Genomic DNA, 22,270 nt, shown 5'->3' with positions numbered 1-22,270 from the left:
CTACGATGAAGGCTTCGGCCTTCATCACCTAATCGAAGAGAATCGATGTGAAAGTACTTACCGTATTTGGCACAAGGCCGGAAGCCATCAAGATGGCGCCGCTGGTCCATGCGCTGGCAAATGATCCCTGGTTTGAGGCGAAAGTTTGCGTTACCGCGCAGCATCGGGAGATGCTTGATCAGGTTTTAAATCTCTTTTCTATTGTCCCGGATTACGATCTCAATATTATGAAACCGGGGCAGGGATTGACCGAAATTACCTGCCGCATTCTGGAAGGGCTAAAGCCTATTCTGGAATCGTTTAAACCAGACGTGGTTCTGGTGCACGGCGATACCACTACCACCATTGCAACCAGCCTGGCGGCATTCTATCAACGCATCCCGGTCGGGCACGTTGAAGCCGGTTTGCGCACCGGCGACCTTTATTCTCCGTGGCCTGAAGAGGCCAACCGTACGCTCACCGGTCATCTGGCAATGTATCACTTTGCGCCAACCGAAAATTCCCGGCAGAACCTGCTGCGCGAAAACATCCGTGATGACAAAATTTTCGTTACCGGCAATACGGTGATTGACGCCCTGATTTGGGTTCGCGATCGCGTGATGGCAAGCGACGCTCTGCGCGAAGAGCTGGCGGTGCGCTATCCGTTCCTCACCGCTGGCAAAAAGATGATCCTGGTGACGGGCCATCGCCGCGAGAGCTTTGGCCGTGGGTTCGAGCAAATCTGCCATGCGCTGGCGGAGATCGCCGCGCAAAACCCTGACGTCCAGATCGTCTATCCGGTCCACCTCAACCCGAACGTCAGCGAGCCGGTTAACCGCATCCTCGGCCATATCGAAAACGTGATCCTCATTGAGCCGCAGGATTATCTGCCGTTCGTCTGGCTGATGAACCACGCGTGGCTGATTTTGACCGACTCCGGCGGCATTCAGGAAGAGGCACCGTCGCTGGGTAAACCGGTGCTGGTGATGCGTGAAACGACCGAGCGACCGGAGGCTATCAAAGCCGGAACGGTACGCCTGGTCGGGACCGACACTAAACATCTCGTGGCAGAGGTGACACGCCTGCTGCACGATGAAAAAGAGTACCAGGCGATGAGCCACGCCCATAATCCTTATGGTGACGGGCAGGCCTGCAGTCGTATTTTGCATGCACTTAAACATAATCGGGTAACGCTATGAGTTTTTCTACCATCTCTGTCATTGGTCTTGGTTACATTGGACTGCCGACTGCGGCCGCTTTTGCATCGCGTCAAAAACAGGTTATCGGGGTGGATATCAACCAGCATGCGGTGGATACCATTAACCGTGGTGAAATTCATATCGTGGAGCCGGATCTCGACAAAGTGGTCAAAACCGCAGTTGAAGGCGGTTTTCTCAAAGCCAGCACAACGCCGGTGGAAGCCGATGCGTATCTGATCGCGGTGCCGACGCCGTTTAAAGGCGAGCATGAGCCGGATATGGTGTATGTCGAAGCGGCGGCAAAATCCCTTGCTCCAGTGCTGAAGAAAGGCGCGCTGGTGATTCTGGAGTCCACTTCTCCCGTCGGCGCGACGGAGCAAATGGCCCAATGGCTGGCCGAAGCTCGCCCTGATTTGAGCTTCCCGCAGCAGGCAGGCGAACAGGCGGATATCAATATCGCCTACTGCCCGGAGCGCGTTCTGCCCGGCCAGGTAATGGTTGAGCTGATCAAAAACGACCGCGTAATTGGCGGGATGACGCCCGTCTGCTCTGCGCGTGCCAGTGAACTCTACAACATCTTCCTCGAAGGGGAGTGTGTGGTCACTAACTCCCGCACGGCAGAGATGTGCAAGCTCACCGAAAACAGCTTCCGCGACGTCAACATCGCCTTTGCTAACGAACTGTCGCTCATTTGTGCCGACCAGGGAATTAACGTCTGGGAACTGATTCGCCTGGCGAACCGCCATCCGCGCGTCAATATTCTCCAGCCAGGACCTGGCGTGGGCGGTCACTGTATCGCCGTGGACCCGTGGTTTATCGTGGCACAAAACCCGGAGCAGGCTCGTCTCATCCGCACGGCCCGCGAAGTGAACGACGGTAAACCGCACTGGGTAATGAACCAGGTGAAAGCCACGGTAGCGGATTGCCTGGCCGAAAGCGGCAAACGCGCCAGCGAGATAAAAATCGCCTGCTTTGGCCTGGCGTTTAAGCCAAACATCGACGACCTGCGCGAAAGCCCGGCGATGGGCATCGCCGAGATGATTGCCAACTGGCACACCGGTGAAACGCTGGTTGTGGAGCCAAATATTCATACCCTGCCGAAGAAACTGGCCGGGCACTGCCAGCTCGCGACGCTGGAAAACGCACTGAACGCTGCAGACGTGCTGGTTCTGCTGGTGGACCATAGACAGTTCAAAGCCATCAGCAGCGATGCGGTGCAGCAGAAGTATATTGTTGATACGAAAGGGGTGTGGCGTTGAGTGAGTTGCCCGGCGTACTTGAACCGCTAACCTGGGAGAGTGAATTTTTTGGTCTCTCCTCTGCGGTAGTGCGCTTTCGCGACGATGCTCCGGCACTCACGGCGGCAGATTTTTCGCCGTGGGAGCGGGTACAGGCAAAAATTCCGGCGGGGCGTGCCGACTGGCTGGATGCTCTGCAAACGCTGGGTTTTCAACTGGTGGAAGGCGAAGTCGATCTGAGTCTTGCCGTCACCCAGCACAGCCTGGCTGCCGCTGAAGTGGCGTCCGAACAGGATATCCCCGCGCTGCGCCAGATGGCCGCGCAGGCTTTTGCGCAAAGCCGTTTTCGCGCGCCGTGGTATGCGCCTGACGCCAGCGGTCGTTTTTACGCCCAGTGGATTGAAAACGCCGTCAAAGGCACGTTTGACCATGAATGTCTGGTTTTCCGCGAAAACAACGGTGATATCCAGGCGTTTGTCTCGCTGCGCCAATTGAGCGATAGCGAAGCGCGTATTGGCCTGCTCGCTGGTCGCGGAATGGGCGACAAACTTATGCAGGCCGCCCTGAGTTGGGCCGCGGAGCGTCAGTTATCAACTTTGCGGGTGGCGACCCAACTGGGCAACACCGCCGCGCTTAAACGTTACATTGCCAGCGGTGGCAACATTGATGCGACCGCTTACTGGTTATACAGGTGACAAGATGATTCCATTTAACGCGCCTCCCGTTGTGGGCACCGAACTTGATTACATGCAGTCTGCCATGGGCAGCGGCAAACTTTGCGGAGACGGTGGTTTCACCCGTCGCTGCCAGCAGTGGATGGAGCAGCGTTTTCACAGTGCGAAAGTGCTGCTGACGCCATCCTGTACGGCGTCGCTGGAGATGGCTGCTCTGCTGCTGGACATCAAGCCGGGCGACGAAGTCATCATGCCGAGCTACACCTTCGTCTCGACGGCGAATGCGTTTGTCCTGCGTGGTGCCAAAATTATCTTTGTGGATGTCCGTCCGGATACGATGAACATCGATGAAACCCTGATTGAAGCGGCGATCACCGATAAAACGCGGGCGATTGTGCCGGTACACTATGCGGGTGTGGCCTGTGAGATGGACACCATCATGGCTATCGCCAAAAAACACAACCTGTTCGTGGTGGAAGACGCCGCGCAAGGCGTGATGTCCACCTACAAGGGCCGTGCGCTGGGTACTATTGGCCATATCGGCTGCTTTAGCTTCCATGAAACCAAAAACTACACGGCGGGCGGTGAAGGTGGCGCAACGCTGATTAACGATCGCGCGCTGGTGGAGCGGGCAGAAGTGATCCGCGAAAAAGGGACCAACCGCAGCCAGTTCTTCCGTGGACAGGTCGACAAATACACCTGGCGCGATATCGGCTCCAGCTATCTGATGGCCGATCTGCAGGCCGCCTATCTCTGGGCGCAGCTTGAAGCGGCTGAGCGCATCAACCAGCAGCGTTTGACCCTGTGGCAGACCTATTACGATGCGCTCACACCGCTGGCGCAAAAAGGGCGTATTGAGCTGCCGACGATCCCCGCAGACTGCGTTCACAACGCACATATGTTTTACATCAAACTGCGCGACAACGACGATCGCAGCAGTCTGATCGCTTACCTGAAAGAAGCTGAGATTATGGCGGTGTTCCATTATATTCCGCTGCACTCCAGCCCGGCGGGTGAAGCGTTCGGCCAGTTTGTCGGTGACGATCGCTACACCACGAAAGAAAGTGAGCGTTTGCTTCGTCTGCCACTGTTCTACAACCTCGCGCCGGTGAATCAGCGCACGGTGGTTAATACCCTTCTGAGCTACTTCCGCTGATATGTCACTGGCGAAAGCATCGGTGTGGACCGCCGCGTCCACACTCGTCAAGATTGGCGCAGGGCTGCTGGTTGTAAAAATGCTGGCGGTGTCGTTTGGCCCTTCTGGTGTCGGGCAGGCCGGTAACTTCCGTCAGCTCGTCACCGTACTCGGCGTGCTTGCCGGGGCCGGTATTTTCAACGGTGTCACCAAATACGTAGCGCAGCATCAAGACGATGCGGCCGCGCTGCGTCGGGTGGTCGGCACGTCCTCGGCGATGGTGCTCGGGTTCTCCACGCTGCTGGCCATCGGCTTTTTACTGGCGGCCGCGCCTGTCAGTCAGGCACTCTTCGGCAATACCCATTACCAGGGGCTGGTACGTCTGGTAGCGCTGGTGCAGATGGGGATCGCCTGGGCTAACCTGCTGTTAGCCTTAATGAAAGGTTTCCGCGACGCCGCCGGAAATGCGCTGGCGCTGATTCTGGGTAGTCTTATCGGCGTCATTGCCTATTACGTCTGCTATCGTCTTGGCGGCTATGAAGGCGCGCTGCTTGGCCTGGCGCTGGTTCCGGCACTGGTGGTCATTCCCGCCGCGTTTATGCTGATGCGCAGGCGCACTATTCCCCTGAGCTATCTCAAGCCGCAGTGGGACAAAATTCTGGCGGGGCAGTTAGGGAAATTTACCCTGATGGCGCTCATCACTTCCGTCACGCTCCCCGTGGCGTATGTGATGATGCGAAACCTGCTGGCAGCGCACTATAGCTGGGATGAGGTCGGGATTTGGCAGGGTGTCAGCAGTATTTCTGACGCCTATCTCCAGTTTATTACCGCTTCGTTCAGTGTCTATTTGCTGCCGACTCTGTCGCGGTTGACCTCCCGACAAGACATCACCCGCGAAATTGGCCGCTCACTGCGTTTTGTGCTTCCTGCGGTGGCTGCCGCGAGTTTAACCGTCTGGCTGCTGCGCGACGTCGCCATCTGGCTGCTGTTCTCTGCGAAATTTACCGCGATGCGCGACCTGTTCGCCTGGCAGCTGGTGGGCGATGTGCTGAAAGTGGGTGCTTACGTTTTCGGCTATCTGGTGATTGCCAAAGCCTCTCTGCGGCTGTATATCCTGGCAGAGATTAGCCAGTTCACGCTGCTGACCGGTTTCTCGCACTGGCTGATCCCAACGCATGGCGCGCTGGGGGCGGCTCAGGCCTATATGGCCACTTACATTGTCTATTTTGCTGCCTGTTGCGGCGTATTTTTACTTTGGCGTAGACGCGCATGACTGCACTGATTCACGTGTTGGGTTCGGATATCCCGCATCACAACCGCACAGTATTACAGTTTTTTAATGACTCGCTGGCGGCCGGCAGCGCCGACGCACGCGAGTTTATGGTCGCGGGCCAGGATAAGGGGCTAAGCGTCGCCTTTCCTGCGCTGTCGTTAAGCTTCTGGCCGGATAAATCCGCGCTGGCAAACGCGGTGATCGCTAAAGCCAAAGCCAACCGCGAGCAGCGTTTCTTCTTTCACGGTCAGTTTAATACCGGCCTGTGGCTGGCGTTGCTGAGTGGCGGCATCAAGCCTGCGCAGTTTAACTGGCATATCTGGGGCGCGGATCTGTATGAAGTGTCGCGTGGCTGGAAATTCCGCCTGTTCTATCCCCTGCGCCGTATGGCTCAGGGGCGCGTTGGCTGCGTGTTTGCGACGCGCGGCGACCTGAACTATTTCGCGCAGCAGCACCCAAGCGTGCGCGGCGAACTGCTCTATTTCCCCACGCGTATGGACCCTGCGCTGAACACGATGGCGAACGATACGCAGCGCGAAGGCAAGCTGACCATACTGGTGGGCAATTCGGGCGATCGCAGTAACGAACACATCGCAGCGCTGAAAGCCGTGCATAAGCAGTTTGGCGACACGGTGAACGTGATTGTGCCGATGGGCTATCCTGCTCATAACGACGCATATATTGCGGAGGTCCGTCAGAGCGGGTTGGCGCTGTTCAGCCCGGATAATCTGCAAATCCTCAGCGAAAAGCTCGAGTTTGACGACTACCTGGCCCTGCTCAGAAAATGCGATCTCGGCTACTTCATCTTTGCGCGCCAGCAGGGGATTGGCACGCTGTGCCTCCTGATTCAGGCCGGCGTTCCGTGCGTGCTTAACCGTGAAAATCCTTTCTGGCAGGATATGGCGGAGCAGCACATTCCGGTGCTGTTTACCACGGACGATCTGAATGAGGACGTGGTGCGCGAAGCACAGCGTCAGCTGGCGTTGGTGGATAAAAATACCATCGACTTTTTCAGCCCGAATTTTCTCACGCCCTGGCATCAGGCGCTGCGGATAGCTGCAGGAGACAAAGCATGAGCCAGTTGGAATTTAGCGGCTTACTGGTGATTTGGCTTCTGGCCTCGCTGTTTATCGGCACGCTCACCTGGTTTGAGTTCCGCCGCGTGCGCTTTAACTTCAACGTCTTCTTCTCGCTGCTGTTCTTGCTGACCTTCTTCTTCGGCTTCCCGCTGACCAGCATTCTGGTCTTCCGCTTTGACGTGGCCGTCGCCCCGCCAGAGATCCTGATGCAGGCCCTGTTGTCTGCCACCTGTTTTTACGCGGTGTACTACGTCACCTATAAGACCCGTTTACGTCCGGTGAACCACGCGCCGCGCCGTCCACTGTTCACCATGAATCGGGTGGAAACGCACCTGACCTGGGTGATGCTGATGATTATCGCGCTGGTGAGTGTCGGTATTTTCTTCATGCATAACGGCTTTTTGCTGTTCAAACTGCACTCTTACAGCCAGATTTTTTCCGCCGAAGTGTCCGGCGTGGCACTTAAGCGTTTCTTCTATTTCTTCATCCCCGCGATGCTGGTGATCTACTTCCTGCGTCAGGACAGCAAAGCCTGGCTGTTTTTCCTGGTGAGTACGGTGGCCTTCGGTCTGCTGACCTATATGATCGTCGGCGGGACGCGCGCGAATATCATCATTGCCTTCGCGATCTTCCTGTTTATCGGCATCATTCGCGGCTGGATCTCGCTCTGGATGCTGGTTGCGGCAGGGGTGTTTGGGATTGTCGGCATGTTCTGGCTGGCGCTCAAGCGTTACGGCATGGACGTAAGTGGTGACGAAGCGTTTTACACTTTCCTGTACCTTACCCGAGACACCTTCTCGCCGTGGGAAAACCTGGCGCTACTGCTGCAAAACTACGACAAAATCGACTTCCAGGGGCTGGCCCCCATCGCGCGTGATTTCTACGTCTTTATCCCGACCTGGCTGTGGCCCGACCGGCCTGGCGTGGTGCTGAATACGGCGAACTACTTTACCTGGGAAGTGCTCAACAACCACTCTGGCCTGGCGATCTCCCCGACGCTGATTGGCTCGCTGGTGGTGATGGGCGGTGTGTGGTTTATCCTGCCGGGCGCCGTGGCCGTTGGGCTTATCATCAAATGGTTCGACTGGCTTTATATGCGCGGGAACGAAGAGACCAACCGTTATAAAGCGGCGATTTTGCACAGTTTCTGTTTTGGTGCCATTTTCAATATGATCGTGCTGGCGCGTGAAGGGCTGGATTCGTTTGTGTCGCGCGTGGTGTTTTTCATGGTGGTCTTCGGTCTCTGTCTGCTGCTGGCGAAACTGTTGTACTGGCTGTTTGATAGCGCGGGCCTGATTCACCGACGACTGACGCGGGCAACCAGCACGCTTTCCCAAGTCTGAGTAAGGATAATAATGACTGACAATACCTCTGCGCCGGTCTATGCGCTGCGCGGCCTGCAGCTCATCGGCTGGCGTGATATGCAGCATGCGCTGGATTATCTCTGCGCTGATGGGCAGATCAAATCTGGCACCCTGGTGGCCATCAATGCCGAAAAAATGCTGGCGATTGAAGACAAAGCGGAAGTGAAAAGCCTGATTGAAGCCGCCGAGTTTAAATATGCCGACGGCATCAGCGTGGTCCGTTCGATTCGCAAAAAGTTTCCGCAGGCGCAGGTCTCTCGCGTTGCCGGAGCCGATCTCTGGGAAGCGCTAATGGCGCGGGCAGGGCAGGACGGAACGCCAGTATTCCTGATTGGCGGTAAACCCGATGTGCTGGCGCAGACGGAGCAGAAACTCCGCGCGCAGTGGAATGTTAATATCGTGGGCAGCCAGGATGGCTACTTCAAACCCGAGGATCGTCAGGCGCTGTTTGAACGCATTCGCGACAGCGGCGCGAAAATCGTGACCGTGGCGATGGGCTCCCCGCGCCAGGAAATCCTGATGCGCGACTGCCGTCTGGTTTACCCGAATGCCCTGTATATGGGCGTTGGCGGCACCTACGACGTCTTTACCGGCCATGTGAAGCGTGCGCCAAAAGTGTGGCAAAACTTAGGACTGGAGTGGTTATATCGCCTCTTGTCCCAGCCGAGCCGGATCAAACGACAGATTAAACTCCTTCGCTATCTGGCCTGGCATTACACCGGCAAAATGTAATCAAAATGTAGCGCGATGTGCTATTCGCGCTGCAACCCGCCTGCAAAACTGCTGCGTTTCTGTGCAATACGTTCATTTTTTTAATGCATCGTTTGCCATTTAGCAGGATTTAAGAAACCATTCCTCCCCGTATTTCAGTACCCAAAAATAATAACCGGCAAAAGCCGGGCAACAGCAAACACAACCGAGGATTTATGGCAGAGAAAAAACCTGAGCTTCAGCGTGGGCTGGAAGCTCGTCACATTGAATTGATAGCGCTAGGCGGCACTATCGGTGTCGGCCTGTTTATGGGCTCCGCAAGCACGCTTAAATGGGCAGGCCCGTCGGTCTTACTGGCGTATATCGTCGCTGGACTGTTCGTCTTCTTCATCATGCGTTCGATGGGCGAAATGCTGTTCCTTGAGCCGGTTGCCGGTTCATTCGCCGTTTATGCGCACAAGTACATGAGCCCCTTCTTCGGCTATCTCACGGCCTGGTCTTACTGGTTTATGTGGATGGCGGTGGGGATATCGGAGATCACAGCGATAGGTGTCTACGTCCAGTTCTGGTTCCCGGAAATGGCACAGTGGATACCCGCGCTGATCGCCGTAGGGCTGGTAGCGCTTGCGAACCTTGCGGCTGTGCGTCTGTACGGCGAAATCGAATTCTGGTTTGCGATGATTAAAGTCACCACCATTATCGTGATGATTGTGGTGGGGCTGGGCGTGATCTTCTTTGGCTTCGGCAACGGCGGTCAGGCGATTGGCTTTGGCAATCTGACCGAGCATGGCGGCTTCTTTGCGGGCGGCTGGAAGGGCTTCCTGACGGCGCTCTGTATCGTGGTTGCGTCCTATCAGGGGGTGGAGCTTATCGGTATCACCGCCGGGGAAGCGAAAAACCCGCAGGTCACGCTGCGTAGCGCGGTCGGCAAAGTGCTCTGGCGTATCCTGATTTTCTACGTGGGCGCGATTTTCGTTATCGTCACCATCTTCCCCTGGAACCAGATTGGCACCACCGGCAGCCCCTTCGTGCTGACCTTCGCGAAAATTGGTATCACGGCGGCGGCAGGTATTATCAACTTCGTGGTGCTGACGGCAGCGCTCTCAGGCTGTAACAGCGGCATGTACAGCTGTGGACGTATGCTCTATGCACTGGCGAAAAACCGTCAGCTTCCGGCGGCGATGGGTAAAGTCTCCCGCGCTGGCGTGCCGGTAGCGGGCGTAACGGTCTCTATTGCCATTCTGCTGATTGGATCGTGCCTGAACTACATCATCCCCAATCCGCAGCGCGTGTTCGTCTATGTCTACAGTGCCAGCGTGCTGCCGGGCATGGTGCCGTGGTTTGTGATTCTGATTAGCCAGCTGCGTTTCCGTCAGGCGCACAAGCAGGCGATCGCCAGTCACCCGTTCCGCTCCATTATGTTCCCGTGGGCGAACTATTTAACGATGGCGTTCCTGATTTGCGTCTTAATCGGCATGTACTTTAATGAAGATACCCGCATGTCGCTGTTTGTCGGGATTATCTTTATGGCCGCCGTGTCGATTGGCTATAAGCTTTTTGGTCTTAGCCGCCACGCTGAAATCCAGAAAGTGGAGTAATAAGCGACAAAATGCACAAAGCGTAACCAAACGCGCATTATTTTCAAAAAAGCACTAGACAGCAGACCGAGACCTCCGTAATATCCAGCCCCGCAACGGCGCTAAGCGCCCGTAGCTCAGCTGGATAGAGCGCTGCCCTCCGGAGGCAGAGGTCTCAGGTTCGAATCCTGTCGGGCGCGCCAATAAAGTAGTGTGGCGTTCGAGCTGCGGTGGTAGTAGTACATACCGCGTGAAAGAATAAGTAGTGGTGGCTATAGCTCAGTTGGTAGAGCCCTGGATTGTGATTCCAGTTGTCGTGGGTTCGAATCCCATTAGCCACCCCATTATTTGATAAGTTGTGACATTGCGACGGTGGCGGAATTGGTAGACGCGCTAGCTTCAGGTGTTAGTGTCTTAACGGACGTGGGGGTTCAAGTCCCCCCCCTCGCACCACGACTTAACGAATTGAACTAAAAATTCAAAAAAGCAGTACATCGGCGAGTAGCGCAGCTTGGTAGCGCAACTGGTTTGGGACCAGTGGGTCGGAGGTTCGAATCCTCTCTCGCCGACCAATTTTGAACCCCGCTTCGGCGGGGTTTTTTGTTTTCTGTCGTTTATTCCTCTGTTGTCATTTCCCGACAACGTTAATTCTATTTGTCGCGATTCAGAGACAGCTAATCAACTGTTTTATATGACTATTCTTCTTTAGCGATAATTGTGTCGTTCTCAGGAGACACTTGCGTCAAATTTAGGTCCTTTTCAGCTGTTCTGAATACCCCATCAAAATAAAAATTCCTTTCTTCTTATCATGTTGCGAAATGTAAAACTTCTTTTTGTAACCCTGGCACGTAACGTGCAATAATATACGCGTAGATGCTCATTCCATCTCTTATGTTCGCCTTAGTGCCTCATAAACTCAGGAATGACGCAGAGCCATTTAAGGTGCTTATCGTCCACAGACAGATGTCGCTTCGGCCTCATCAAACACCATGGACACAACGTTGAGTGAAGCACCAAATATGTTGTCAAACAGACCTGTTTAACGCCTGCTTTTATAGCAGGCGTTTTTTTATGGGCGATCCTCAGGATTGCGGCAATAAAAAAGGAGGCCCATGGGCCTCCTGATTCGCAGTGCTTAAGCTTACTGACCGTTGTTCTGCAACGTTAACAGCAGGCCATCGCGACGCATGGCAGCGGCTTCTTCCGGCTTGTGCTGTTTGTCCAGCGTATCGGCCAGCCAGGCGTAGTCAAACGCATCCGGGCGCTGTTTCAGCGCTGCGCGGAAAGCGAGACTTGCCTCCTGCCATTCGCCGTGTTTCATCAGCGACTGGCCCAGCGTACTCCACAGCAGCGGGCGGTCACCCACGGTTTTGATCTGCTGGCGCAGCATCTTTTCCATCTGCTCAGGATTGTTGGTTTTAAGACGTGGGATCACCATCACCAGACGGTCATCATACTGGCGTTTCAGGCCATCAAGGATGATCTCCTGCGCTGTGTCATGATCGTCACATTCGATGAGATGTTCGGCCATCGCCACCTGCAGCGGAACCTGCTGGCGCGTTTTGCGGCTCTGATTTTTCCACCAGGTTTTCAGCCCATCGCTACCCAGATCGGCTCGCGCCTGATCCATCAGACCAATCCACGCTTGGCGCTGCAGCTCATCACGATGCTCATCATCGCCCACGTTAGCTTTCGCCATCGACGGGATAATATCCAGCAGTGAACCCCAGGCGCCGGTGCGGATATAAGCCTGCTCGGCAAGACGCAGCACTTCCGGATGGCGCGGGGTGATCTCCAGCAGACGGTCAACGCCATGACGCGCGGCGTGATTCTCATTGCGCGCCAGCTGGATGCGCACGCGGGTGATTTCTACCGGGATCTGATCATTCGATGCCAGCTCCGACGCGCGCTCCAGATGCTGATTCGCACGCGCTTCATCCCCACGCTGCTGAGCCGCTTCGGCGGCTAACAGATAGTTCACCACCGGCTGCTCGGCATGGTCGGCGTTTTTCGACATCAGCTTTTCAACCTGCTGATAATCGCCTTCGGCCAGTTTAAGCAAAGCCTGTTCAGTCTGTTTGCGCGCGCGGCGGCGTTTGCGGCCAACGAACCAGCCACGGGTGTGCGCACCGGTACGGAAGATGCGGCGCAGGATCCATTCGATCGCAAACAACACCACCATGGTGAGGATCGCGATGATCACCAGACCCGTCACGCTGGTTTCAATGTTGTAGTTATCGGTCTGGATCAGCACATAGCCCTGATGGCCAGCAATCAGCGGCCCGAGGACGATCCCGGCGATCAACAATAAGAAGAGTAATAAGACTTTTAACATGATCACTCTCCTTGAGGTGCGCTTTCAGGGGCTGGCGCAGGGGCTGCTGCATCCGGCTGCGCTGCAACGCCAGGCTGGGCCAGCAGGTTGCGCACGCGGGTTTGCATCAGTTTTTCCAGAATCGGTTGGCTTTCCAGTTTGTCCGGGACATTCATGGTGATATTTTGCTGGCTGAGCTTATCAACGTCGTCCAGGAACGCGGTCGTCGTGGCATCGCTGGTATCGTAGTAAGCACGTACCCACGTTGAAACATTATCCAGCGCCTGCTTGTAGGTCTCTTCCTGATGACGCGGGACGGCCTGCGCCGCAACCAGCAGTCGGGAGCGGATGTTCTCGCGCAGATAGACGTCCTGATTTGGCGCTAACAGCGGAACGGCGGTTTCGTCGCGGCGGCGGACGGTGATAAAACTGTCCATAAAGTTCTGCCAGCTTTTTTGCAGATTGATACGCCACTCGCTCAGGGAGCTGGACAGCTCCGTGCCGTCGGAATCCATCGGGGAGTCGTCGTCGTTGTTATCCGCGAGACGCAGGTTATCAATCGAATTCGATAGCTGATTGACCTTCAGAATGATGCCGTCGTAATCGACCTGCGAAACGGCACCCAGGCTGGCGATATCTTCGGTAATAGCGCGGCGCGCGGCGATCAGGCTCGGGTCGTTCATGTCGGCCAGGCTGGCGTCGGCGCTTTTCAGCAGCGCGGCGGCGGTGGTGACATCCTGATCGCTCCACAGCTTACGTCCGGCCAGTTTGACCAGGAAATCGGCCTGAGAGAGCAGCCAGGTTTTGGCATCGGTGCCGGAGATGGTCGCCACTTTTTGCTGCACTTCGCCGAGCTGTTTCGTCAGCTCTTCCTGGCGAGAGTTGGCTTCGGCAAGCTGCGTAGACTGCTGCTTAATGACGCCTTCCAGCTCCGATTTCTGTGTCTCCTGCGCTTTTTGCAGGGCGGTGATTTGGTTCACCAGCGCATCGCTGGTGACCGTCTGGTTAGTGGCCTGTTTTTTTACCAGACCGTATAAACCGACACCGGCCGCCAGGGCAATGGCGATAGCTATCGCGCTCAGCGCCAGGCTGGTTTTATTGCTGCTGTTTTTTTTCTCAACAGTGTGTTCAATCTTTTCTGGCTGCGGCGGGGTGGCCACAGTCTCCCTGGTCTCTTCAACCACGGCGGAGGATTTTTCTTGTTCCGTCATTATGGCTTCCCATTATGAGAGTTATTGTAATGCGCGCAGCAGCGCATCGTTGTCGGCGTTATCAGCGATCCGAATATCTTGCCAGCCCAGTTCCCGGGCGAGGTTCGCCAGACGCTCACTGACGACCAGAAGCCGACAGCGGAGTAACCAGTTTTCACGATACCATTGCGGAATGAGCGACCAGAGCTGCTGTAGCATTTCGCCGCTGGTGATGACGATGGTATCCACGCCGCGCGTGTGCCAGCGCATCGCTTCCTGCGCGCCGTCATAATATTTTGCACAGCGCTGGTAACATTCGCAGAACGTGACGTCAGCTCCACGGGCGCTTAAGGTTTCGCCTAGCAGTTCTCGGCCACCGTTTCCGCGCAAAATCAGCGCACGCTTTCCCGCAACAGTTTGTAATTCAGGTAATTGTAGCAAGATTTCGCTGATTTCCCGATCTAACGGGTATTGGACGTTAATTCCGCTGACCGCATGCAGGGCCAGGGCGGTGGTGCGTCCAATGGCGAAATAGCGCGGCGCAGTCGGCCAGTGCTGTTTCTCTTGCTGCAGTTGGGCGTGTGCAAATTCCACGGCATGTTGTGATAAGGCGAAAACCAAATCGCCTTCATTCAATGCGTGCAGATGGTCGGCGAGCGCAGAGAGCTGCCGGCCAGGAGAGAATTCAATCAGCGGAAAACTCCATGCCACCTGCCCCAGTGCGCGCAGACGGCTCACTAACTGCTCTCCTGCGGGAGAAGGGCGGGTGACGAGAATATTCATGCTGGTGGCTCTCCGTTGTAGACGTCTGCCAGAATTTCGCGGGCGCCGTTATTCAGCAATTCTTCGGCAAGCGAGATGCCGAGCGCTTCGGCGTCTTGCGCCCGTCCGCGGCGTTCACCACGCACCATCTGTGAACCGTCCGGTGCGCCAACCAGCGCACGCAGCCACAGTTCACCGTCAATGAATTCAGCATAGCTGCCAATCGGCACCTGACAGCCGCCTTCAAGGCGGGTGTTCATGGCGCGCTCGGCTTTGACGCGAATCTCGGTTTCGTCGTGATTCAGCGGTGCCAGCAGGGCGCGGGTGCGGTCGTCGTCAAGACGACACTCAATCCCCACCGCGCCCTGGCCAACGGCCGGAAGTGAAAGCTCTGGCGCAAGGGCAACGCGCACGCGAGACTCCAGCCCCAGACGTTTCAGGCCCGCAACCGCCAGAATAATGGCATCGTAATCGCCGTTATCCAGTTTGCCGAGACGCGTACCGACATTGCCGCGCAGGGAGCGAATCACCAGGTCCGGGCGGCGCTCAGCCAGCTGACACTGACGGCGTAGACTTGACGTGCCAACCACGCTCCCGACGGGTAAATCGTCCAGAGAAGCGTAGTGGTTTGAGACGAACGCATCGCGCGGATCTTCGCGCTCGCAAATCGTCACCAGGCCCAATCCCTCGGGGAATTCGACCGGGACATCTTTCATGGAGTGGACGGCGATATCGGCGCGGTTCTCAAGCAGTGCAACTTCCAGCTCTTTGACGAACAGGCCTTTTCCGCCCACTTTCGCCAGCGGCGTATCAAGGATCACATCGCCGCGCGTCACCATAGGAACCAGTTCGACACGCAACCCGGAATGGCAGGCTTCGAGGCGCTGCTTAACATATTGTGCCTGCCATAGCGCAAGGGGGCTTTGGCGTGTGGCAATTCTCAAAACATTGTCTAACATGCTTGTTACCGTCATTATCGTCCACAGACCATCCTAACATTGTTGACTCTGGGATGTCAGTTTTACGGTCGATGAAGGGGTGAGGGACAAGGCGGTGCGCAGGACACCCGCTGCCGTATTAAGGAATTTACACGTACAGAACGGTGCTACACTTGTATGTAGCGCATCTTTCTTTACGGTCAATCGGCAAGGTGTTAAATTGATCACGTTTTAGACCATTTTTTCGTCGCTACCACCATTGAGTGAGGACGAAAAAGGGTAACGGTTCTTTTTTGAAATACTGCGGGCTCGTAATCATTGCTCTTTTGAACGATTGCTACGTCCGGCAACATCAGGCGATATGTCTTGTACCTCTATATTGAGACTCTGAAACAGAGACTGGATGCCATAAATCAATTGCGCGTGGATCGTGCGCTTGCTGCCATGGGACCTGCTTTCCAACAGGTTTACAGTCTGCTGCCAACATTACTGCACTATCACCACCCGCTGATGCCAGGTTACCTCGATGGTAACGTTCCCCAGGGCATTTGCCTTTTCACGCCTGATGAAACTCAACAGCACTATCTGACCGAGCTGGAACTCTACCGTGGCATGCCGCCGCAGGTGTCTCCAAAAGGTGAGCTGCCTATAACCGGCGTCTACACCATGGGGAGTACCTCATCCGTAGGGCAAAGCTGTTCTTCTGACCTCGATATCTGGGTCTGCCATCAGTCCTGGCTCGATAATGACGAGCGCCAGTTGCTGCAGCGTAAATGCAGCCTGCTGGAGAGCTGGGCGGCGTCGCTCGGCGTGGAAGTGAGCTTCTTCCTGATTGATGAAAACCGTTTCCGCCATAACGAAAGTGGCAGTCTCGGTGGTGAAGACTGTGGCTCCACGCAGCATATTTTGCTGCTCGACGAATTTTACCGTAGCGCCGTGCGCCTCGCCGGGAAGCGTATTCTGTGGAATATGGTGCCGTGCGAAGAAGAAGAGCATTACGACGATTACGTCATGTCGCTCTACTCGCAGGGTGTCCTGACGCCAAACGAATGGCTGGATCTGGGCGGTTTAAGCTCCCTGTCCGCCGAAGAGTATTTTGGCGCGAGTCTGTGGCAGCTCTATAAGAGTATTGATTCCCCGTATAAAGCGGTGCTGAAAACCCTGCTGCTGGAAGCCTACTCCTGGGAATACCCTACGCCGCGACTGCTGGCGAAAGATATCAAACAACGTCTGCATGATGGAGAGATCGTCTCCTTTGGCCTCGATGCCTACTGCATGATGCTTGAACGCGTGACCGAATACCTGAAAGCCATTGATGACACCACACGTCTCGACCTGGTGCGTCGATGTTTCTATCTCAAAGTCTGTGAAAAACTCAGCCGCGAACGCGCATGCGTTGGCTGGCGTCGTGAAGTGGTCAGTCAGTTAGTCAAAGAGTGGGGCTGGGACGAAGAACGTTTGTCTATGCTCGATAACCGCGCCAACTGGAAAATCGATCAGGTGCGTGAAGCGCACAACGAACTGCTCGATGCGATGATGCAGAGCTACCGCAATCTGATTCGCTTCGCCCGCCGTAACAACCTCAGCGTTTCCGCCAGCCCGCAGGATATCGGTGTTTTAACCCGTAAACTGTACGCTGCGTTCGAAGCGCTGCCGGGGAAAGTCACGCTGGTTAACCCGCAGATTTCGCCGGACCTGTCAGAACCTAATCTGACCTTTATCTATGTTCCGCCAGGCCGCGCCAACCGCACGGGCTGGTATCTGTACAACCGTGCGCCAAGCATGGATTCGATCATCAGCCATCAGCCGCTGGAATATAACCGCTATCTTAATAAGCTGGTGGCCTGGGCCTGGTTTAACGGCCTGCTGACATCGCGGACGCGCCTGTTTATTAAAGGCAATGAGGTCGTTGATCTCGCCAAATTGCAGGAAATGGTTGCCGATGTGTCGCACCACTTCCCGCTGCGTCTGCCTGCGCCGACGCCAAAAGCGCTCTACAGCCCGTGTGAGATTCGCCATCTGGCGATTATCGTCAACCTGGAATACGACCCGACGGCGGCCTTCCGCAATCAGGTGGTCCATTTTGATTTCCGCAAGCTGGATGTCTTTAGCTTTGGCGAGCAGCAAAACTGCCTGGTCGGCAGCGTGGATCTGCTGTATCGCAACTCGTGGAACGAAGTGCGTACCCTGCATTTCAACGGCGAGCAGGCGATGATCGAAGCGCTGAAAACCATTCTCGGCAAAATGCACCAGGACGCCGCGCCGCCTGATAGCGTGGAAGTGTTCTGCTACAGCCAGCATCTCCGTGGCCTGATTCGTACCCGCGTGCAGCAGCTGGTGTCAGAGTGTATCGAACTGCGCCTGTCCAGTACGCGTCAGGAAACCGGGCGCTTCAAAGCGCTGCGTGTTTCCGGTCAGACCTGGGGCCTGTTCTTTGAACGCCTCAACGTCTCTGTGCAGAAGCTGGAAAACGCGATTGAGTTCTACGGCGCGATTTCCCATAACAAGCTGCACGGCCTCTCTGTGCAGGTGGAAACGAACCACGTCAAACTGCCGCAGGTGGTGGATGGGTTTGCCAGCGAAGGGATTATCCAGTTCTTCTTCGAAGAAGCGGCCGATGAGTCCGGGTTTACCATTTATATTCTGGATGAGACCAACCGCGCCGAGGTGTATCACCACTGCGAGGGCAGTAAAGAAGAGCTGGTGCGCGACGTGAGCCGCTTCTATTCGTCCTCACACGACCGCTTCACCTATGGCTCAAGCTTTATCAACTTCAACTTGCCGCAGTTCTATCAGATTGTGAAAGTCGATGGCCGCGCGCAGGTGATTCCGTTCCGCACCCAGGTTATCCCCGCTCCGCCGGCCAACCAGGACGCGAATCAGCCCCTGTTGCAGCAGTATTTTTCCTGAGCCACCATGCCGGATGCACTTCGCTTATCCGGCCTAAGGTTCAGTCGTTGTAAGCCCGATAAGCGTAGCGCTACCGGGCTTCAAACTTAACGGAAGCTGACGTCCTCGCCCGCCTGCTGCGTCGCAGCCTGCTCAAGCAGATCCCAGAACGTTTCGCCGCTACGGTCACACACCCACTGGTCGTCTTTCAGATCGAAATGGTAGCCGCCCTGTTTTGTTGCCAGCCACACCTGGTGCAGCGGCTCCTGGCGGTTGATAATAATCTTACTGCCGTTTTCGAAGCTGAGCGTCAGCACGCCGCCGTTGATTTCACAATCGATATCGCTGTCGCCATCCCAGTCGTCCAGGCGCTCTTCAATGGTCTGCCACAGGGTATCGGCCAGGCGATGGAATTCACTGTCATTCATGGTTTTGTTCCTGTTTTTCGTGATGGCGGCAGTATAACGCTAAATAATTCCCGTTGCAGGAAAGCGGCTAACTCTTGCTTTTGTGTCTTCTCCTGCGATGATAGAAACAGAAAGCATGAACTTACGGGCAACCCATAATGAAAAACGTTTTTCGAACGCTTGCCGTTCTCATCACACTGTTTAGTCTGACTGGCTGTGGTCTGAAAGGGCCGCTTTACTTCCCGCCAGCCGATAAAACAGCGCCGCCGCCAACCAAACCCGTTCAAACCCAGATTGAATCATCGACGCCAGTGAGCAACGATCGCGGCGATAACGGTGGCCCAAGCCAGGTCAACTACTGACAATCAGTTGTTCAACCGCGCAATGGAGTAAATGATGCAGTTCTCTAAAATGCATGGCCTTGGCAACGATTTTATGGTCGTCGACGCGGTAACGCAGAATGTCTTTTTTTCCCCTGAGCTGATTCGTCGCCTGGCGGACAGGCATCTGGGCGTGGGGTTTGATCAGCTGCTGGTCGTTGAGCCACCCTACGATCCGGATCTCGATTTTCACTACCGAATCTTTAATGCTGACGGTAGTGAAGTTTCCCAATGCGGCAACGGCGCGCGCTGCTTTGCGCGCTTTGTGCGTCTGAAAGGGCTGACCAACAAGCGCGATATCCGCGTCAGTACGGCCAATGGCCGCATGGTGCTCAGCGTCACCGACGACGAGCTGGTGCGCGTGAACATGGGCGAGCCCAACTTCGAGCCGTCTGCGGTCCCGTTTCGGGCAATCAAAGCGGAAAAGACCTATATTATGCGGGCGGCCGAGCAGACAGTATTGTGCGGCGTCGTCTCGATGGGCAATCCCCATTGCGTGATTCAGGTTGATGATGTTGATGTCGCTGCCGTTGAAACCTTAGGCCCGATTATGGAAAGCCATGAGCGCTTCCCTGAGCGCGCCAATATCGGTTTCATGCAGGTGGTGAAACGTGAACATATCCGCCTGCGCGTGTATGAGCGCGGCGCGGGCGAAACGCGGGCCTGTGGCAGCGGCGCGTGCGCGGCTGTGGCTGTGGGTATCTCACAAGGGTTACTGGCAGAAGAGGTTCGCGTGGAATTGCCGGGCGGTCGTCTTGATATCGCCTGGAAAGGTCCGGGTCATCCACTGTATATGACTGGCCCGGCGGCACATGTATACGACGGGTTTATCCATTTATGAAACAACCAGGGGAAGAACTGCAGGAAGCAATAACGGAGCTGGACGACCGGACTGTTGTTGATTATCTGCTGCGCAATCCTGAGTTTTTTATCCGCAATGCACGCGTGGTCGAACAGATGCGCGTGCCACATCCGGTGCGCGACACCGTCTCGCTGGTCGAATGGCATATGGCGCGCTCGCGCAAGCACATCGATCAGCTGGAAGAGAACATGACTCTGCTGATGGAACAGGCCAGCAATAACGAAAGCCTGTTTTATCGTCTGCTGCATTTGCAGGCGCGGCTCGCGTCGGCGCACAGCCTTGACGAGTTTCTCAGCCGCTTTCATCGCTGGGCGCGTGAGCTTGGGCTGGCAGGCGCCACTATTCGCCTGTTTCCCGACCGCTGGCGCATCGGTGCACCCTCCGGTTTCACGCATCTGGCGCTAAGCCGTCAGGCGTTTGAGCCGCTGCGCATTCAGCGTCTTGGTCATGAGCATCACTATCTCGGCCCGTTGAACGGCCCTGAGCTGCTGGTGGTGCTTCCTGAAGCCAAGGCTATCGGCTCGGTTGCCATGTCCCTGATGGGGCGCGAAGGCGATTTGGGCGTGATGTTATTCACCAGCCGCGACGCGCATCATTATGAGCAGGGACAAGCCACGCATTTGCTGCAGGAAATCGCCCTGATGCTCCCTGAGCTGCTGGAGCGCTGGATTGAGCGCGTATGACGGATTCCCTGCTTGCGCCTCTGGTGGTGCGTTTCCTGCGCTATCTGGGCGTTGAACGTCAGCTTAGCCCGATCACGCTGCTGAACTACCAGCGTCAGCTTGATGCCATCATGCAGATCGCCGATGAAACCGGCCTGAAAAGCTGGCAACAATGTGACGCTGCGACCGTGCGCGGGTTTGTGGTGCGCAGTCGCCGCAAAGGTTTAGGCCCCGCGAGTCTCGCGTTACGTCTCTCTGCCCTGCGCAGTTTCTTCGACTGGCTGGTGAGCCAGAGCGAGCTAAAAGCCAATCCGGCGAAAGGCATCGCTACCCCGAAAGCGCCGCGCCATCTGCCGAAAAATATCGACGTTGATGACGTGAATCGGCTGCTGGATATCGATCTTAACGATCCGCTGGCGGTACGCGATCGCGCCATGCTGGAAGTGATGTACGGTGCGGGCTTACGTCTTTCGGAACTGGTCGGGTTAGATCTTAAACATCTCGATCTGGATACCGGCGAAGTGTGGGTGATGGGGAAAGGCAGCAAAGAGCGCCGTTTACCGATTGGCCGCAATGCAGTGGTATGGATTGAGCACTGGCTCGATCTGCGCGGGCTGTTTGGCGCCGAAGAGAACGCGCTGTTTCTCTCGAAGCTTGGCAAGCGGATCTCCGCGCGTAATGTGCAGAAGCGTTTTGCTGAATGGGGCATTAAGCAGGGGCTGAACAGCCACGTTCACCCGCACAAACTGCGCCACTCTTTTGCCACCCACATGCTGGAATCCAGCGGCGACCTGCGCGGCGTGCAGGAGCTGTTAGGTCACGCCAATTTATCGACCACTCAAATCTATACCCATCTTGATTTTCAACACCTTGCTTCGGTGTATGACTCGGCGCATCCACGCGCAAAACGGGGGAAATAATGCGTTTTTACCGCCCACTGGGTCAGATCTCTGCCCTGACGTTTGACCTTGATGACACCCTTTACGATAACCGCGAAGTGATTCTGCGCACCGAGCAGGAGTCGCTGGCGTTTGTGCAAAACTACCATCCCGCTTTAAAAACGCTGCAAAACAAAGATTTTCAGCGCCTGCGCCAGGCGTTGCGCGAAACCGAACCGGACATTTACCACGACGTAACCGAATGGCGTCGTCGTGCGGTAGAGCAGGCGATGCTGAATGCCGGGCTGAACGCACAAGAGGCGGCGCTGGGCGCAGAAGCCTCAATGGCAAACTTTGCCAAATGGCGCAGCCGGATCGATGTGCCGCAGGAAACGCACGACACCCTGACGGCACTCGGCAAAAAATGGCCGCTGGTGGCGATCACCAACGGCAACGCGCAGCCGGAACTGTTTGGCCTGGGCGATTATTTCCAGTTCGTCCTGCGCGCGGGTCCGCACGGGCGCTCGAAGCCTTTTAACGACATGTATCATCTGGCTGCCGAAAAACTTGATTTGCCGCTGGGCGAGATCCTGCACGTCGGCGATGACCTGACCACCGACGTGGCGGGCGCGATCCGCTGCGGAATGCAAGCCTGCTGGATCAAACCGGAAAGGGCCGACCTGATGCAGACCGCCGACAGCCGCCTGTTGCCACACATCGAAATTTCGCGGTTGGCATCCCTCACCACGCTGATATAAT

General features: G+C 56.0%; 20 protein-coding genes and 4 tRNA genes. 19 read left to right on the top strand and 5 right to left on the bottom strand.

Translation table 11 applies throughout. The annotated features are described in order from the left end of the window. The first annotated feature begins 47 nt into the window (after positions 1-47). The 13 genes from wecB to ABIE11_RS21215 all read left to right on the top strand — a co-directional run bounded on the left by wecB (position 48) and on the right by ABIE11_RS21215 (position 10,801). Entirely contained in the window at positions 48-1,178 is a 1,131-nt protein-coding gene (gene wecB, locus ABIE11_RS21275) for a non-hydrolyzing UDP-N-acetylglucosamine 2-epimerase (protein WP_102105666.1), read from the top strand. Next, positions 1,175-2,437, top strand: coding sequence for a UDP-N-acetyl-D-mannosamine dehydrogenase (gene wecC, locus ABIE11_RS21270; RefSeq protein WP_429185366.1), 1,263 nt, complete (start codon positions 1,175-1,177; stop codon positions 2,435-2,437). Before wecB ends, wecC begins: the two co-directional genes overlap by 4 nt. Beyond that, a complete protein-coding gene (gene rffC, locus ABIE11_RS21265; protein WP_429185364.1) occupies positions 2,434-3,111 on the top strand; it encodes a dTDP-4-amino-4,6-dideoxy-D-galactose acyltransferase in 678 nt (225 codons plus the stop codon). The genes wecC and rffC overlap by 4 nt, the downstream gene beginning before the upstream one ends. A 4-nt stretch (positions 3,112-3,115) precedes the next feature. Then, positions 3,116-4,246: a dTDP-4-amino-4,6-dideoxygalactose transaminase gene (gene rffA, locus ABIE11_RS21260; RefSeq protein ID WP_429185362.1), complete on the top strand. Its 1,131-nt coding sequence runs from the start codon at positions 3,116-3,118 to the stop codon at positions 4,244-4,246. A gap of 1 nt (position 4,247) precedes the next feature. Then, entirely contained in the window at positions 4,248-5,498 is a 1,251-nt protein-coding gene (wzxE, locus tag ABIE11_RS21255; RefSeq protein WP_429185361.1) for a lipid III flippase WzxE, read from the top strand. Further along, a complete protein-coding gene (locus ABIE11_RS21250; protein WP_429185360.1) occupies positions 5,495-6,574 on the top strand; it encodes a TDP-N-acetylfucosamine:lipid II N-acetylfucosaminyltransferase in 1,080 nt (359 codons plus the stop codon). The genes wzxE and ABIE11_RS21250 overlap by 4 nt, the downstream gene beginning before the upstream one ends. Further along, positions 6,571-7,920, top strand: a complete 1,350-nt coding sequence (gene wzyE, locus ABIE11_RS21245) for an ECA oligosaccharide polymerase (RefSeq protein ID WP_409256619.1) — start codon at positions 6,571-6,573, stop codon at positions 7,918-7,920. The genes ABIE11_RS21250 and wzyE overlap by 4 nt, the downstream gene beginning before the upstream one ends. Positions 7,921-7,932: 12 nt before the next feature. Then, positions 7,933-8,673 carry a lipopolysaccharide N-acetylmannosaminouronosyltransferase gene (gene wecG / locus ABIE11_RS21240; RefSeq protein ID WP_429185358.1) on the top strand — a complete coding sequence of 247 codons (741 nt, stop codon included), beginning with the start codon at positions 7,933-7,935 and terminating at the stop codon, positions 8,671-8,673. Between the two features lie 194 nt (positions 8,674-8,867). Next, positions 8,868-10,250: a bifunctional threonine/serine APC transporter ThrP gene (gene thrP, locus ABIE11_RS21235; protein ID WP_100778430.1), complete on the top strand. Its 1,383-nt coding sequence runs from the start codon at positions 8,868-8,870 to the stop codon at positions 10,248-10,250. Between the two features lie 105 nt (positions 10,251-10,355). After that, positions 10,356-10,432, top strand: a tRNA-Arg gene (locus tag ABIE11_RS21230). A gap of 65 nt (positions 10,433-10,497) precedes the next feature. Next, positions 10,498-10,573 (top strand) — tRNA-His (locus ABIE11_RS21225). 22 nt (positions 10,574-10,595) lie between these two features. Continuing rightward, positions 10,596-10,682 (top strand) — tRNA-Leu (locus tag ABIE11_RS21220). 42 nt (positions 10,683-10,724) lie between these two features. Further along, a tRNA-Pro gene (locus ABIE11_RS21215) sits at positions 10,725-10,801 on the top strand. 569 nt (positions 10,802-11,370) lie between these two features. Here the strand turns inward: ABIE11_RS21215 and hemY are convergent. From hemY to hemC, 4 genes are read right to left on the bottom strand one after another with little or no spacing between them, the layout of a single operon-like run. Then, complete coding sequence (hemY, locus tag ABIE11_RS21210) at positions 11,371-12,564, bottom strand: protoheme IX biogenesis protein HemY (RefSeq protein WP_102105659.1); 1,194 nt, start codon at positions 12,562-12,564, stop codon at positions 11,371-11,373. 2 nt (positions 12,565-12,566) lie between these two features. Next, on the bottom strand, positions 12,567-13,754 hold the full coding sequence (gene hemX / locus ABIE11_RS21205; protein WP_429185357.1) for a uroporphyrinogen-III C-methyltransferase: 1,188 nt from the start codon (positions 13,752-13,754) through the stop codon (positions 12,567-12,569). Positions 13,755-13,775: 21 nt separating this feature from the next. Then, positions 13,776-14,516, bottom strand: coding sequence for a uroporphyrinogen-III synthase (gene hemD, locus ABIE11_RS21200; protein ID WP_429185355.1), 741 nt, complete (start codon positions 14,514-14,516; stop codon positions 13,776-13,778). Further along, positions 14,513-15,454, bottom strand: coding sequence for a hydroxymethylbilane synthase (gene hemC / locus ABIE11_RS21195; RefSeq protein ID WP_146003479.1), 942 nt, complete (start codon positions 15,452-15,454; stop codon positions 14,513-14,515). Before hemC ends, hemD begins: the two co-directional genes overlap by 4 nt. A gap of 345 nt (positions 15,455-15,799) precedes the next feature. Here hemC and cyaA point away from each other — a divergent pair, with 345 nt between their 5' ends. Further along, positions 15,800-18,343, top strand: a complete 2,544-nt coding sequence (gene cyaA, locus ABIE11_RS21190; RefSeq protein WP_102105657.1) for a class I adenylate cyclase — start codon at positions 15,800-15,802, stop codon at positions 18,341-18,343. Positions 18,344-18,429: 86 nt separating this feature from the next. Here cyaA and cyaY read toward each other — a convergent pair whose 3' ends face one another. Continuing rightward, on the bottom strand, positions 18,430-18,750 hold the full coding sequence (gene cyaY / locus ABIE11_RS21185) for an iron donor protein CyaY (protein ID WP_100778439.1): 321 nt from the start codon (positions 18,748-18,750) through the stop codon (positions 18,430-18,432). 137 nt (positions 18,751-18,887) lie between these two features. On the opposite strand from cyaY, the gene lptM reads away from it, so the two are divergent. Genes lptM through yigB form a run of 5 tightly spaced genes read left to right on the top strand, consistent with a single transcriptional unit; the run spans position 18,888 to position 22,269 of the window. Further along, the gene (gene lptM / locus ABIE11_RS21180; protein ID WP_102105653.1) at positions 18,888-19,091 is read left to right on the top strand and encodes an LPS translocon maturation chaperone LptM; all 204 of its coding nucleotides are present in this window, start codon (positions 18,888-18,890) and stop codon (positions 19,089-19,091) included. Between the two features lie 34 nt (positions 19,092-19,125). Further along, positions 19,126-19,950, top strand: coding sequence for a diaminopimelate epimerase (dapF, locus tag ABIE11_RS21175; RefSeq protein ID WP_102105652.1), 825 nt, complete (start codon positions 19,126-19,128; stop codon positions 19,948-19,950). Further along, positions 19,947-20,654 (top strand): DUF484 domain-containing protein, encoded by a 708-nt coding sequence (locus ABIE11_RS21170; protein ID WP_100778442.1) that lies wholly within the window; start codon positions 19,947-19,949, stop codon positions 20,652-20,654. Before dapF ends, ABIE11_RS21170 begins: the two co-directional genes overlap by 4 nt. After that, entirely contained in the window at positions 20,651-21,553 is a 903-nt protein-coding gene (gene xerC / locus ABIE11_RS21165; RefSeq protein WP_429185352.1) for a tyrosine recombinase XerC, read from the top strand. The genes ABIE11_RS21170 and xerC overlap by 4 nt, the downstream gene beginning before the upstream one ends. After that, positions 21,553-22,269, top strand: a complete 717-nt coding sequence (gene yigB, locus ABIE11_RS21160) for a 5-amino-6-(5-phospho-D-ribitylamino)uracil phosphatase YigB (RefSeq protein WP_100778444.1) — start codon at positions 21,553-21,555, stop codon at positions 22,267-22,269. The genes xerC and yigB overlap by 1 nt, the downstream gene beginning before the upstream one ends. Position 22,270 lies beyond the last annotated feature (1 nt).

The sequence above is a fragment of the Lelliottia sp. 489 genome, from assembly GCF_050435885.1.
GTDB classification, from domain to species: Bacteria; Pseudomonadota; Gammaproteobacteria; order Enterobacterales; family Enterobacteriaceae; genus Enterobacter; species Enterobacter nimipressuralis.
This window is presented reverse-complemented; position numbering and strand designations above follow the sequence as displayed.